Below are 13,628 nucleotides of genomic sequence, written 5' to 3' on the forward strand. Positions count from 1 at the left end.
GATTGCTAAGTAACTAAAACGCTATGTCGTGACAACTTTGTAATGGCGTGATTAAGTGATAATCATGTAAATAACTATCCAAACAGCTGCTGCCATAATACCTGCAATGATGTCGTCGAGCATAATACCAAGGCCGCCTGCGACTTTTTTATCCGCCCAGCCAATCGGTGGCGGTTTGATAATGTCAAAAAATCGAAACAATATAAAAGCGATAAGCAGAGCAATGATAGACGACATCTGCGTGATATTTTGCCAAAAATCACCATCAGCAATGCCCATATAAGACAGTGGCAGTAAGGTAAGCCACATACCCGCCCATTCATCCCAAACAATATGTGGGTCATCATGACCACCCATCAAGTTTGAGGTGCGATCACATATCCAAATACCAAGGAGGCAAGATAAAAGGGTGATAATAAAAAACGGTATAAAACCTAAGCTTAGTAGCGGTATGGCGACGATTAATGCGCCAACCGTACCCCAAGTACCCGGCGCTCGGCGCGGTAAACCACTGCCCAAGCCAAGACCTAACCAATAGACTGTGCGATCAAGCAGAGTGGCGTTGACTGGCAAAGGAGGGCAATCATTGGCTTTACGGATATCGGGCTTAACTAGGTCGTGATCGGTCATGGGCTAACCTGCAAAATGTTGGTAACCCGTCAGATTGGGCCAAGTAGCAAAGGGTGCGGGATGAGTTGGTGTAACTAACTTATTTTGATAATAAAGTTCAGGATGGTGATACGTAGCCTTATTAGTATTGCTATCACTTGCTAATGCAGTCACATCACCGATATAGGTGATAGGTGTGTTGGCACTATTATTAATAGGTGGCTCAATATGAGCAGGCAAGGTAAAAGCCAGTTCATAATCATCACCACCTGCCAGCTGACATAATAAGCGCTCAGATAAATCAACGTTCGCTAAGGGGCTGCTGGTAGGCAGGGCTTGCAAATTCAGTCGCATCGCTACGCCGCTTTGCTCACAGATATGGCCAAGATCTTGATAGAGACCATCAGAGATATCTATCATCGCCGTTGCACCCAGTTTGGCAAGTGCGGCGCCCAGTGCAATACGCGGCGTTGGCATATGTAGCCGATGCGCAAGCTCAATACCGATAGCATTATCAGCATGCTGTAACGCATAAGCGGCATCACCAAGCGTGCCTGAGACATAGATTTTATCGCCAACTTTCGCCCCTGAGCGATAGATAGCGGGCGTACCTTTAGCTAGGAATCCTTGCGCGCTGACACTGAGTACCAAGGTATCGCTACGTGTGGTATCACCGCCAATAAGCGTCACACCGAATAGCTGGCAGGCATGAAATAAGCCTTTGGCAAATTCAGTCAGCCATTGCTCATTAGCAAGGCGCTGAGGTAGGGCTAATGCCAATAAAATACTATGCGGGGTGGCACCCATCGCAGCAATATCTGAGACATTGACGGCAACGGCTTTATAACCAATAGCAAAAGCAAGCTGCGTTACTTGTGACCAATCAGCACTAAAATGACGACCTTGAACGAGAGTGTCAATACAGCTGACCAAGCGCGCACCTTGTGGCAGTGCCATGACTGCTGCATCATCACCAATGCCTTTTTCAACAGTACTGGATGATGACTGCGAAGCTTGCATTTGGGAAAATATACGCTCAATCAGCTCAAATTCATTCATAGCTAGTCTTTGCTTTTTACATCAGTACTGTTTTTATCAGTGCTGTCTGTTGCAATAGCGGTTTTGCTTGCCTTAAAGTCACTAATATTGACAGCGGCTTTACTGGCACTATTGCGTTTAACACTGGCATTATTGGCACTGATACGAGGTTTGCTCGATGCTGTAGGATTTTCTTCGACGCTATGATCGGCAACAGAACCAGCATCACTATCAGCACTATTATCTGTATTTTTATTCGCTTTAATAGCAGGCTTAGCCGCTGCTTTTTGTGAGGTGCGTAGATTGGCTTTGCTATCTGCTTCTACTTCAAGCGCGCGTAACTCAACTGCCATTCTGTCCAATACCGCATTAATCAATTTATGCGCATCGGTCGCGCCAAAGTGATTGTTTAGCTTCATGGCCTCATCAAGCACGACTTTGTATGGAATCTCTAAGCGGTTTTGTAGCTCATAAGCACCAATCAGAAGAATGGCATGTTCAACCGTATCGAGTTTATTGATTTCACGATCAAGATGCTGAGTAATCAGCGCATCTAGCGCCTCTATCTGTTCTGGAATGTCGCGCATCATTTCATGATAGTAGCCGATATGTACGGTATGCATGGCATTGGTTGCGCGTGTACGGGCGGCGATATCGTGCGGGGCATTGGCCTTCCAGCCAAGCTTGCCATCGATATCGAAACGGCGGTCAGTGACCAGCCATTCATATAGACCTTGCATCGCAAAGCGGCGTGCTTTACGGATGGCGGTGTGACTGGTCTTGTAAGAAGACTCACTCATATCAAAGGTTTGATCACCCGCACTGCTGCTCGCGATGCGCGTGGCTTCAGCTTGTTGGTCATTGATTCGTGCGGTTTGTGCAGCGCTAATAGCGCGCTTGAGTTGGTCAGTCATAAGGGGTCTATACCTGGTTTTTAAGATAATAAGTTTAAAAATAAGATGTTAAATAGTGGTTGACTGGTAAATATCGCCAGTCCGTTTTAAATATTTATAATACGTTTATTGAGGCTATGGTCAGACCATCGCCCCAATGTAGATAATGAACAATAATATTATAGGCAAATCAATACGATCTGCCATTAACGACTATTAATCAACGCTTAAGCGTCGTCGCTACTATCATCAATGTCTAGCTGTGATAATACGGCAAGCATCTCTAATACAACCATCGCTGCTTCTGAGCCTTTATTACCAGCTTTCGTGCCCGCACGCTCAATCGCTTGCTCGATGCTGTCGGTGGTCAATACGCCATTTGCTACGGGGATATTATAGTCGATAGCAACACTGCTTAAACCTTTAGCTGATTCGCTTGCAACAAAGTCAAAATGTGGCGTGCTACCACGGATGATCGCACCCAAAGCAACGATAGCATCAAAGCGATCAGATTCAGCCGCGCGCTGGGCAACCAATGGCAACTCAAATGCACCCGGTACACGAATCACGGTGATGTTACTGCCCAATACGCCATGACGCAGCAACGCATCAATCGCACCATCAACCAATGACTCAACGACAAAACCATTAAAACGTCCAACGACGATACCGATACGCACATCTTCGTTTTGATGTAAGTTACCATCGATATGGGTCACATCATTGCGTTGCTGTTGTAAATTTGACATAAAAAATCCTTTGCCGAATAGGCTATTAATAGAAGTATAAGAATCTAAGCATTAGGAATATAAATATATTGCTAGGTTCAAATGGTTTATTTAATAGGTTAATTGGCCATTATATAAACCGTGATATGAACGAAAATCAAATGATAATAAGCAGTTAGCGCTATGATAACATTTTTTGCGGCTGTATTTGTATTTTACCAACGTCTTACAAGCGCATTTGTATACCTTGTGCTGCCATATAAGCTTTAGCTTCTTGAACCGTGTATTCACCAAAGTGAAAAATACTGGCAGCAAGGACTGCATCGACGCCGCCTTCTAATACGCCTTCGGCTAAATGCTGTAAGTTACCAACGCCACCCGAAGCGATAACTGGTACATTGACACGACTGGTGATTTGCTTCATTAATGCCAAATCATAGCCTTTTTTGGTGCCATCACCATCCATCGAGGTAACCAATAATTCACCGGCGCCAAGATCGCTCATTTTACTTGCCCAAGCGACGGCATCAATGCCTGTTGGCTTACGACCGCCGTGGGTAAAAATCTCCCAGCGTGGCATGATGATGCCATCAACTTCAATATCAGCAACGCGCTTGGCATCGATAGCAACGACGATACATTGATTACCAAATTTCTGCGCCGCTTCACCGACAAACTCAGGGGTAAATACCGCCGCAGAATTGATCGCTACTTTATCCGCACCGGCATTGAGCAAGTTACGAATATCAGCGATCTTACGTACACCACCGCCGACGGTAAGCGGCACAAATACCGTTTCAGCCATACGCTCAACCGTATGATAGGTGGTATCTCGCTCGTCATTGGTCGCCGTAATATCCAAAAAAGTAATCTCATCGGCGCCTTGTTCATTGTAGCGTTTTGCCACTTCGACAGGGTCGCCCGCGTCTTTAATATCGACAAATTGTACGCCTTTAACCACGCGGCCATTATCAACATCCAAACAAGGGATGATACGCTTTGCTAACATAGGGTCTTTCACCTTATAATCAATTCATTCTATAAGCACTAGTCTAGCAAAATCACCGCCATCTCAGGCAGGTTTTCGCAAGATTAATGTGCTTTTTGCCAAAGTTTATTTATAAGCGCTGCCATTGCCCTTAGTATCGTCTATATTTATCTTAACGCCCTTTTCTAATTGTCATAAGTGAGATGTTATGTCTGTCTATACCCAGTTAACCGATGACCAATTTGCTGCCTTTTGCCAACGTTTTGGCGTGTCATTCGCGCGTGCCATTCCGATTACCCAAGGTATCAAAAACTCTAACTGGTTTATTCAGACGACTGATGATGTAGATGGCGCACATTCTTATGTATTTACCTTATTTGAAGAGCGTCCGCCAGAAGACATCGAAAAAATGGCGGTTATCTTAAATCAATTGGATGGTAAATTACCGGTAGCGGCGCCGTTAGCATTGCTTGATTTAGGCGCTGATAGCGCAGAGAAATGCTATGTCATTCAGTATGATAATAAAGCGATTACGCTAGTGCCATGCCTAGCTGGCGCGCATCCACAGCAGACGACGCAAGCGATGTGTCATGAAATTGGCGCCGCTTTAGCAATGCTGCATGAAACCTTGCAAGCATTACAGCCTGCGGAAGTATATGGCGTGCCTTTGTATCCATGGGCGGAAGTACGCGACCGTGAAAGACAGTTTATGCCAGCTGATGAAGCAAAGCTAATGAACGATATTTGGCAGTCTTATACGGATTTGCCGCTTGCCACTTTGCCAAAAGGCTTATGTCATTTAGATATGTTTGCGGATAATACCCTATGGAATCTACAGAAAGGCGAAGAGCGTCTGACAGGGTTGCTAGACTTTACCGAAGTCAGCGTTGAGCACTATGTGATGGATATTGCCATTACTATTAATGATTTTTGTACCACGTGGGGTGATGCTGAGCAAGGTGAGCGCGTTCATTTTGACCGCAGTAAAATGGCGGCATTTTTGCAAGGCTATGAGTCAAAACGCACGCTTGGCGAGGATGAAAAACGTGCCTTACCTGTGATGCTAGCAAAAGCAGCCGTTATCTTTTGGCTATTACGTTTAAATGTCATTCATTACAACCGTACCGAAGGTCGCACTGGCGATAATATCATGGTCAAAAATCCTGATCTGATGAAACGCCTTGCCGCTTACCATTGGTCACATGTCGAAAAAGCACAAAATACGGTATTTATACTGTTAGCTATTGATAATAAAACCGAAAATCCAATAGCCGGTATTTTTAGCAATATCACCCAAGCTGAGCAAACACGTAATAAATTAAGCAATAGCAGTGATTTTGTCATTAAAGAATTTACGCTCGATCAATTGGCATAACGTGTTTTCTATTATTCCTGTATCAAAACCATAAAGGCGGATCCCATGACCGATCAAGTTGATAACTGGCACAAACTGGCACGCTACGATACCAATATGCAAGGTGAGCTGCATGCCAATCTGCTGCGTAATAATGGTATTACGGTGTCTCTACAACCGCTCAGTGCCATGCCGGGTATGAATTCTGGGATTGTGCTATGGATACAAGATACAGATTTGGCACATGCGCAGCGTATTTTGGCAAACATTGATACTGATGGGGTAACGCCTTATGAGATGTTTGATGAGGCGCCAAAAGCTACTCTAAACTCTACTTTAAATCCTGCACAAGATGACAATAACGGCGGTGAAGTATAAATGTGTCAACTCTTAGGAATGAACTGTAATACCCCAACCGATATTGGTTTTAGCTTTGCAGGCTTTCGTCGTCGCGGCGGCATGACGGATAGTCATGAAGATGGCTTTGGTATTGCGTTTTTTGAGCGCAGCGAATGCGACTCAGATAACGCATCAACTGGTTTGCGACTTTTCCACGATAATAAACCAAGCCATTTATCGCCTGTTGCCGATTTGGTCAATAATTATCCGATTAAAGCCATGAACGTCATCGCTCATATCCGTAAAGCGACCCAAGGGCAGAATTGCTTGGCGAACACCCATCCTTTTGCCCGTGAAGTCTGGGGCGAGCAGTGGGTATTTGCCCATAATGGGCAGATGAATAGCGATTTTATTAAACGCTGTCAGCGCTTGCAAGACAATGGCAATGCCTCACATTGTCAGCCTGTTGGTAATACCGATTCTGAAATGGCGTTTTGCTATTTGGTTAATCGCCTAAAAAGCAGCTTTAAAACCCGCCCTGATGACCAAACGCTGTTTAATTTTTTGACTACCCAATGTCGCTATTTATCTGCCAATGGTTTGTTTAATTGCCTAATCTCAAACGGTCGTTGGCAGATGGCTTATGCGGGCAGCTTATTGTTTTATCTCACGCGAAAAGCACCGTTTGGTGAAGCAAAATTGGCGGATGATGACTTGGCGATTAACTTTGGTGATGTGACTACCGATACCGATAAAGTCACGATACTAGTGACCGTGCCATTGACTGAAAATGAAAAATGGCAGCAGCTTGCGGTCAATGAATGCCTGATATTCCAAGATGGGGATGTCATTTATAAAGACAGCCCAAGCCAGCGTAAGTTTTTGACCATTGAAGAGGGGATTGCAGTAGCGCGTGCTGTTGGGGCGAGCGTTTAAGGTTAAGCAGTTTCTCTTACTGGTTAAATATCAGTTAGATATAAGCGCCACAACAACGCTTAAATTTCTCACCCGAGCCACAAATACAGGGCTGTTTTTGGCTGATAGTCATCTCGATCGTAGGATCTAAGAAATACCATGTTGCATTATTATCAGCTTTGCCTGTTACTTTTACAAAGGCAGACAATTCATGATGCGCCTGTATTTTTTTCAAACTATCAGAGGTATTAAAGTAAGCTTTAAACTTAACTTGCGCATGGCGTTTGCCTAGCTTTGGGGTATGCGCGACGATTTCCAATCCTGCCCAATCCGTTTCCTTTGCCCAACTCTCAATAGACTTTATTTCTAGCAAGTTTTGCTGCGAGGGTAGCGTAGTCTTGACGATATATTCTGGCTTAACTAAGACAAAGGCGCTATAACGCGACCGCATCAGACGCTCAGCAGTATCTGGATTTACGTCGCCAATTTTATTAGCTTCTTTGCTTAATAAACTGTCATGAAAAGGCTGGCAGCAGTCCGTATAAAGTAACGGCGCGCTAATGTCATCCGATGATGGATTGATTTGGCAAGGGCAAACTGGTAAGGAGATTGACATTATTTACTCGAGTTATTAGTCATTTTTTTAACGGTTTTATAAATTTAATTGAGCCAGTTTTTTATCATATCTGGCCACAGCCCAAGTTTAAGTTTTGCCCAAGGTGCTGGGTCACGTAGCTGCTGCCAAAACTCATCAAATGGCGGTGCAAAATATACCAATATGGCAAGGATGCTATATAAAAGCAGATACCACCATTTATCTTTATGCTGATAAAACTTCATCGCCGTACCCGATGAGCGCTTCATTTTCATATTGGACAAATTCACACTATATAGCTCATCCAATGCCAAATGTACCATGGCACCGCCGAATAAAAACAAGCCGTAAAACCAGCTCGCCGTTAACGGTAAGTTTAAAATATGATAGCTGACATAGGTCAGCCCAAGCCCTAATATCGCCATATAGGGTACAGAGTGAATGACACCGCGATGCACGGTTATTTTGGTAAAAATAGAGAATACCACATAACGCATAAAGCCGTAGCCTGCCAGCCATAACACTATCAGAGCGAGCAAACTCAGCTCACTACGCCAGTGCATCACCAGCCCAAAGGCAAAGATAAACGAGGTGATATTAAAACCAAGTTTAATCGGCGTCGAGTTATCAGAATCCAAATCAGGCAGTAGCCCACCGATGGTACCAAGCGCCACACACATCAAGAACCCTGAATCATTCATCAAGCCCGCTTTATAAACTGTCAGACTCATCGTGCCACTGACCATGAATGCGACATTTAAGTGGGTGTTAAAATTTGCCATAAAAACTCATCAATAAATAGCGCGCGAAACTTGTATTTCGAGCGGCTTGTCTAGCCGTAAAAAAGCGCACCATGATACCATAGCAAGGCCAGTCCTCTAATAGAGATAGTCAATATGACCGCCACTGATTTACCTGCTAAACCTGAATTAGATATACATCGTGATACTGCTGTTAATGAGCGGTCTGTATGCGACATCAGACTTGATGACAGCTTTGCTGCTATTGACTGGCAAGCACCGTGGCTCTGTCACTTAAAGCAATTGGGCTATATTAGTGAAGCTATTACTCAGATGAGTGCTTCTAGAGATGACTCTGTTCGCCCCGATAAAATCGAAAACACACCTGATATTATCGCCAAGGTTTTGAATATTGCATTACAAAAGCAAAATGGTGCCTTACCACAGTCATTACCGCAAACCAAACCAGCACTAAACAATCAAGCTCACACCTTACAGTTTGTCTCACAAAGTGCATTGCCAGAAGGCGCAGCCTATGAGAGCTTTATCGGCACCACAGGCAGTATTCCGACCCGTGATAACTTGCATGATTTATTTAACGGCAGTATTTGGCTGACCTTTCCTAAGACCAAAGCCTTGCTCAATTACTATCATATGCTTGAAATCGCGCAGCAAGGTATTGGTGCCAGTCGCGGCCGTGTCCGCGATACCATTACCGTATTTGATGAGAACGGCGCGATTTTGGTGACAGCAGCGCCTAGTATTGGTGAGGCGTTGATTGATTTTGATTGGCAGGGAAGTTTGGTTGCACCGCGTGACAAGTGGGATAACCCACAAGCGCTAAATAGCGACTCTCGGGCAGCAGTTTATATTTTTGGTCATGCATTATTAGAGAAGCTACTTCAGCCACGCAAGGCATTATGCGCCCACAGTGTCGTGATAAATGTCAGGCAAGATTTTTTTGCCTTATCGCTAGCTGAGCGTATTAGCTATTTGGATCAAAAGGTGGCTGATTATATGGAGGCATTATTATCACAGCCGGATGTGACACCGCGCAAACTGTCGCCATTACCCATTTTGGGTGTGCCGCACCTTTGGGCAGATAATGTCAGCGTGAGCTTTTATGACGATAGCCAAGTGTTTCGTAGTGGACGCCGTCATAAAGCATAAATGGATTCCTTATTGTTAAATGCCTAAAGCATTGTTACGGTTACGATTGTGCCACGATTCAACACCATCTAGACGTTAACAAAGTGCAGGTTATTTGTTATGGTAAAGGAAGGTTATTGTTAAATACTAAAGATATGCTTATCTTTTTTGGCGATATCATTTTTATTTATATAAAAACTTATAACAATTTGGCTAACCGTTTTGCTTAGCAAATTTTCTCAACTATTAAGTGCAAGCCATGGAAGCTAATGCCATTTATTTAATAAAAACAGCAGTACCATCTATTTAGCCACCAATTATCAGCATAAATTTATAATGATTTATGTCAAGGATTTATAACAACGATAAGGAAGCTACTATGAGTGATATTTTTAATGTAAAAGACAGCATCTCGGTCGCTGGTAAGGAGCATACTTACTATAGTCTGCCCAAGCTTGCTCAGACTTATGACAACATCAATACGCTACCATTTTGTATGAAAATCGTCTTAGAGAATCTCTTACGTAACGAAGATGATGGCCAGTCTGTCGGCAAAAACCATATCGAAGCCGTTGCCAACTGGGATGCTGGCGCAGAAGCGTCAAAAGAGATCGCCTTTATGCCAGCCCGTGTAGTTCTGCAAGATTTTACCGGTGTGCCATCGGTGGTCGATTTGGCAGCGATGCGTGATGCAGTGGTTGAGCTTGGCGGTAAAGCTGAGCAAATTAATCCGTTTATTCCAAGTGAGTTGGTCGTTGACCACTCAGTACAGGTTGATGCCTACGGCCGCGAAGATGCGTTGGACTTAAACGAAAAGATTGAATTTAAACGTAATAATGAGCGTTATGAGTTTTTACATTGGGGTCGTAATGCCTTTAAAAACTTCGTTGTTGTGCCACCAGCTACCGGTATCGTGCATCAGGTTAACCTTGAATATCTAGCCCGTGTGGTCATGGCTACCGATGTCAACGTCGATGGTAAAAGTGAGCTGACGGCGTATCCTGATACGGTGTTTGGTACGGACAGTCACACCACCATGATTAATGGTATTGGTGTCCTTGGTTGGGGTGTCGGTGGTATCGAAGCGGAAGCGGCAATGCTAGGCCAACCATCATCGATGCTGATTCCACAAGTGGTTGGCTTTGAGCTGACGGGTAAATTAACCGAAGGCGTCACCGCGACGGATTTGGTCTTACGTGTGGTTGAGATGCTACGTGCGCATGGCGTGGTTGGTAAGTTCGTCGAATTTTACGGCGAAGGCTTACACAGTATGCCACTTGCTGACCGGGCAACGATTGCCAATATGTCGCCAGAATACGGTGCGACCTGTGGTATTTTCCCGATTGACCAAATGGCGATTGATTATCTGCGTCTATCAGGTCGTGACGAAGCGCAAATCGAGTTGGTCGAGAAGTACGCTAAAGCGCAAGGCTTATGGCACGATGCCGATACGCCAGCAGCGACCTATTCAAGTAAGCTCGAGCTGGATTTATCATCCGTACAGCCTGCACTTGCTGGTCCAAATCTGCCGCAGCAGCGTATTAACCTAGCGGATATGCATGAAAAATTTGGTGAAACTTTGACGGCGATGACCAAAGACCGTAAAAAAGAAGTTGAAGCCAAGGTACGCTTTGATGAAGAAGGCGGTAAGCAAGAGCAAGCAAAAACGCTTGCGGCAAAACCCAATCCTTTCTGCGCAGAAGGCAGTACTTATTGCACGGTCAAAATCGAAGACGAAGAGTATCGATTGCGTGATGGCTCTGTCGTTATCGCGGCGATTACGTCTTGTACCAATACTTCAAACCCAGCAGTGATGATAGGTGCAGGTCTGGTTGCCAAAAAAGCCGCTGCAAAAGGTCTAACGGCTAAGCCATGGGTCAAGACGTCACTGGCTCCCGGCTCAAAGGTAGTAACTGATTACCTTGAAAAATCTCAGCTAATGGATGAGCTAGAAAAAATTGGCTTCTACTTAGTTGGTTATGGCTGTACCACTTGTATCGGTAACTCAGGTCCGCTATTAGGGGCGATTGAAGAAGCTATCGAAGAAGGTGATTTGGTTGCCGCAGCGGTACTATCAGGTAACCGTAACTTTGAAGGTCGTATTCACTCGCATGTAAAAGCCAGTTACTTGGCATCGCCACCATTAGTGGTTGCTTATGCGTTGGCAGGCACGGTCGATATTGACTTAACCACCCATCCACTAGGACAAGATCAAGACGGTAATGATGTATTCCTAAAAGATATCTGGCCAACGTCGGATGAAATTAACGAGCTGATTGCTAATAATATCGACGCTGATATGTTCCGTAAAAACTATGGCGAAGTGTTTGACGGTAGTGCCGCATGGAACGCCATTAGTTCAGCTGATAGCCAGCTGTATCCATGGAGCGAAGAGTCTACCTACATTAAGAACCCACCGTTCTTTGATGGTATGACCATGGAGCCAGAAGGTATCCCTGATATCGAAGGCGCACGTATCTTGGGTCTGTTTGGTGATTCAATCACCACTGACCATATTTCACCAGCCGGTAATATCGATGCCAATTCTCCTGCCGGTAAGTACCTGCAAGAACGCGGTGTGATGGAAGCCGACTTCAACAGCTATGGCTCACGCCGTGGTAATGATGCAGTCATGACGCGTGGTACCTTTGCCAATATCCGTGTTAAAAATACTATGATGGCTGGCAAAGAGGGCGGCTATACTTATTATTTCAACGGTGATAGTGCGACGCTACAAGATGGTCAAGAAATGGCCATTTATGATGCGGCGATGAAGTATAAAGAAGACAAGCGTCCGCTCGTAGTACTTGGCGGGGCAGAATATGGCTCTGGCTCTAGTCGTGACTGGGCCGCGAAGGGTACGATTTTGCTCGGCGTAAAAGCGGTATTGACCAGCTCATTTGAGCGTATTCACCGCTCAAACCTCGTTGGTATGGGTGTCTTGCCATTAACCTTTAAAGACGGTGAAAATGCTGCGACTTATAATCTAGATGGTTCTGAGGTACTTAGCATTACCGGTCTAGATAATGGTGAAAGCAAGACCGCCAAGGTGACGGCCACACGTGCCGATGGCTCAACTGAAAGCTTTGATGTCAATGTCATGCTGCAGACGCCAAAAGAGCGTGAATACGTGCGTCACGGCGGTGTATTGCACTATGTGCTACGTCAATTGGCAGCTGAAAGTAAAAACGCTGCGTAGTAATTGATTAGACTTAATATGATAAAAAGCCCAATCCTTGTCAAAGTAGGGGATTGGGCTTTTTTATGGGAGCTTCTCATGCTTTGATCGTTTTAAGCCTTCTCAGTCAAAAGCTTTATTCCCATGCCAATAAATATTACACCACTTATTCTATTTAAAATCACTTCTATAGTAGGGTTTTTACGCAAGTTTTCACTGAATTTTGAGGCTAATAAAGCTAAACACGTGCACCATACAACACCCGTTGTAGCAAAAGTCAGACCAAGAAATAAAAACGACAGCATACTATTGGCATAACTGGGGTCGATAAACTGCGGGAAGAATGCGAGAAAAAATAGCGCAACTTTTGGATTAAAGGTATTGGTGATAACCCCTTGCTTATATATCTGCCATCTATCTAACGGTCGAGCAGACGCCGTTTCTTCTTCATTAGGCAAATCACTGGCAAGTAAGGGGGTCTGTTTACTGGTCAGCATCTTAAAACCTAGGTAACACAAATAACTGGCACCAATATATTTCACTAGCGTAAATGCCAGTGGCGAGCTGGCTAATAATACTGACAACCCAAATGCAGCCAATAAGGTATGGACCAAAATCCCAGAGGTAATCCCCAATACCGAATAAAATCCTGCCGTCTGACCTTGGGACATACTACGAGTAATGATATACATGCTATCGGTGCCAGGTGTTATATTTAACAAAATAGCTGCCATGACAAACCCTAGATAGTTCTCAATACCAAACATCGCCAATACATCCTTGTGATAGCTTCAAATATCTATAATTTATAGAGCGCCATTAGATTGCATTCTATCAATATTACTAAGAAATGATACAGCTTTGATAGCTGTTTACAGAAACTACAGACATAAAAAAGCCCAGTCACCGTATGATGACTGGGCTTTTTTAATGTTCGCTTATTAGTCTAACCTGATGCTCTAAAGGTGCTAAGCAAAAGTGCTAATAAGTGACGCCGAATAGTGGCGTCCCCAGGGGGATTCGAACCCCCGTTACCGCCGTGAAAGGGCGGTGTCCTAGGCCTCTAGACGATGGGGACGCATAGAGTGTTATAACCAGTGGT

13 protein-coding genes and 1 tRNA gene are annotated in these 13,628 nt (G+C 44.5%); 5 read left to right on the forward strand and 9 right to left on the reverse strand.

The window, feature by feature from the left end; all coding sequences use genetic code 11:
- Nucleotides 1-51 precede the first annotated feature (51 nt).
- The 5 genes from ABYU67_RS08390 to hisF all read right to left on the reverse strand — a co-directional run bounded on the left by ABYU67_RS08390 (nt 52) and on the right by hisF (nt 4,277).
- A complete protein-coding gene (locus ABYU67_RS08390) occupies nt 52-630 on the reverse strand; it encodes a phosphatidylglycerophosphatase A (protein ID WP_372844549.1) in 579 nt (192 codons plus the stop codon).
- A gap of 3 nt (nt 631-633) precedes the next feature.
- Nucleotides 634-1,668, reverse strand: coding sequence for a thiamine-phosphate kinase (gene thiL / locus ABYU67_RS08395; protein ID WP_372844550.1), 1,035 nt, complete (start codon nt 1,666-1,668; stop codon nt 634-636).
- Between the two features lie 2 nt (nt 1,669-1,670).
- A complete protein-coding gene (gene nusB / locus ABYU67_RS08400; protein WP_372844551.1) occupies nt 1,671-2,561 on the reverse strand; it encodes a transcription antitermination factor NusB in 891 nt (296 codons plus the stop codon).
- A 206-nt stretch (nt 2,562-2,767) separates the two neighbouring features.
- Nucleotides 2,768-3,289 (reverse strand): 6,7-dimethyl-8-ribityllumazine synthase, encoded by a 522-nt coding sequence (gene ribE / locus ABYU67_RS08405; RefSeq protein ID WP_372844552.1) that lies wholly within the window; start codon nt 3,287-3,289, stop codon nt 2,768-2,770.
- Nucleotides 3,290-3,494: 205 nt separating this feature from the next.
- Nucleotides 3,495-4,277, reverse strand: a complete 783-nt coding sequence (gene hisF / locus ABYU67_RS08410) for an imidazole glycerol phosphate synthase subunit HisF (protein ID WP_372844553.1) — start codon at nt 4,275-4,277, stop codon at nt 3,495-3,497.
- 187 nt (nt 4,278-4,464) lie between these two features.
- Between hisF and ABYU67_RS08415 the strand changes: the two genes are divergently transcribed.
- Genes ABYU67_RS08415 through ABYU67_RS08425 form a run of 3 tightly spaced genes read left to right on the forward strand, consistent with a single transcriptional unit; the run spans nt 4,465 to nt 6,885 of the window.
- Nucleotides 4,465-5,631 (forward strand): homoserine kinase, encoded by a 1,167-nt coding sequence (locus ABYU67_RS08415; RefSeq protein ID WP_372844554.1) that lies wholly within the window; start codon nt 4,465-4,467, stop codon nt 5,629-5,631.
- 45 nt (nt 5,632-5,676) lie between these two features.
- Entirely contained in the window at nt 5,677-5,988 is a 312-nt protein-coding gene (locus ABYU67_RS08420; protein ID WP_372844555.1) for a hypothetical protein, read from the forward strand.
- Nucleotides 5,989-6,885: a class II glutamine amidotransferase gene (locus ABYU67_RS08425; protein WP_372844556.1), complete on the forward strand. Its 897-nt coding sequence runs from the start codon at nt 5,989-5,991 to the stop codon at nt 6,883-6,885. It abuts the gene before it with no gap.
- 34 nt (nt 6,886-6,919) lie between these two features.
- Here ABYU67_RS08425 and ABYU67_RS08430 read toward each other — a convergent pair whose 3' ends face one another.
- Both ABYU67_RS08430 and ABYU67_RS08435 read right to left on the reverse strand, forming a co-directional pair.
- Complete coding sequence (locus tag ABYU67_RS08430) at nt 6,920-7,480, reverse strand: YchJ family protein (RefSeq protein ID WP_372844557.1); 561 nt, start codon at nt 7,478-7,480, stop codon at nt 6,920-6,922.
- Nucleotides 7,481-7,524: 44 nt separating this feature from the next.
- Entirely contained in the window at nt 7,525-8,241 is a 717-nt protein-coding gene (locus ABYU67_RS08435; protein WP_372844558.1) for a metal-dependent hydrolase, read from the reverse strand.
- A gap of 114 nt (nt 8,242-8,355) precedes the next feature.
- On the opposite strand from ABYU67_RS08435, the gene ABYU67_RS08440 reads away from it, so the two are divergent.
- Nucleotides 8,356-9,369, forward strand: coding sequence for a DUF3025 domain-containing protein (locus ABYU67_RS08440; RefSeq protein WP_372844559.1), 1,014 nt, complete (start codon nt 8,356-8,358; stop codon nt 9,367-9,369).
- 358 nt (nt 9,370-9,727) lie between these two features.
- A complete protein-coding gene (acnA, locus tag ABYU67_RS08445) occupies nt 9,728-12,547 on the forward strand; it encodes an aconitate hydratase AcnA (RefSeq protein ID WP_372844560.1) in 2,820 nt (939 codons plus the stop codon).
- A gap of 92 nt (nt 12,548-12,639) precedes the next feature.
- On the opposite strand, the gene ABYU67_RS08450 is transcribed toward acnA, so the two are convergent.
- Nucleotides 12,640-13,293, reverse strand: a complete 654-nt coding sequence (locus tag ABYU67_RS08450; RefSeq protein WP_372844561.1) for a LysE family translocator — start codon at nt 13,291-13,293, stop codon at nt 12,640-12,642.
- A gap of 235 nt (nt 13,294-13,528) precedes the next feature.
- Nucleotides 13,529-13,604: transfer RNA gene (locus ABYU67_RS08455), tRNA-Glu, on the reverse strand.
- Between the last annotated feature and the right edge of the window lie 24 nt (nt 13,605-13,628).

The organism is Psychrobacter sp. (genome assembly GCF_041554015.1).
In the GTDB taxonomy this organism is placed as follows: domain Bacteria; phylum Pseudomonadota; class Gammaproteobacteria; order Pseudomonadales; family Moraxellaceae; genus Psychrobacter.

Coding starts and splice junctions, on each gene's coding strand:
- ABYU67_RS08420 (WP_372844555.1), top strand. CDS start 5,677: ATGACCGATCAAGTTGATAACTGGCACAAACTGGCACGCTACGATACC.
- ABYU67_RS08440 (WP_372844559.1), top strand. CDS start 8,356: ATGACCGCCACTGATTTACCTGCTAAACCTGAATTAGATATACATCGT.
- hisF (WP_372844553.1), bottom strand. CDS start 4,277: ATGTTAGCAAAGCGTATCATCCCTTGTTTGGATGTTGATAATGGCCGC.
- ribE (WP_372844552.1), bottom strand. CDS start 3,289: ATGTCAAATTTACAACAGCAACGCAATGATGTGACCCATATCGATGGT.
- ABYU67_RS08390 (WP_372844549.1), bottom strand. CDS start 630: ATGACCGATCACGACCTAGTTAAGCCCGATATCCGTAAAGCCAATGAT.
- ABYU67_RS08450 (WP_372844561.1), bottom strand. CDS start 13,293: ATGTTTGGTATTGAGAACTATCTAGGGTTTGTCATGGCAGCTATTTTG.
- acnA (WP_372844560.1), top strand. CDS start 9,728: ATGAGTGATATTTTTAATGTAAAAGACAGCATCTCGGTCGCTGGTAAG.
- ABYU67_RS08430 (WP_372844557.1), bottom strand. CDS start 7,480: ATGTCAATCTCCTTACCAGTTTGCCCTTGCCAAATCAATCCATCATCG.
- ABYU67_RS08425 (WP_372844556.1), top strand. CDS start 5,989: ATGTGTCAACTCTTAGGAATGAACTGTAATACCCCAACCGATATTGGT.
- ABYU67_RS08435 (WP_372844558.1), bottom strand. CDS start 8,241: ATGGCAAATTTTAACACCCACTTAAATGTCGCATTCATGGTCAGTGGC.
- ABYU67_RS08415 (WP_372844554.1), top strand. CDS start 4,465: ATGTCTGTCTATACCCAGTTAACCGATGACCAATTTGCTGCCTTTTGC.
- nusB (WP_372844551.1), bottom strand. CDS start 2,561: ATGACTGACCAACTCAAGCGCGCTATTAGCGCTGCACAAACCGCACGA.
- thiL (WP_372844550.1), bottom strand. CDS start 1,668: ATGAATGAATTTGAGCTGATTGAGCGTATATTTTCCCAAATGCAAGCT.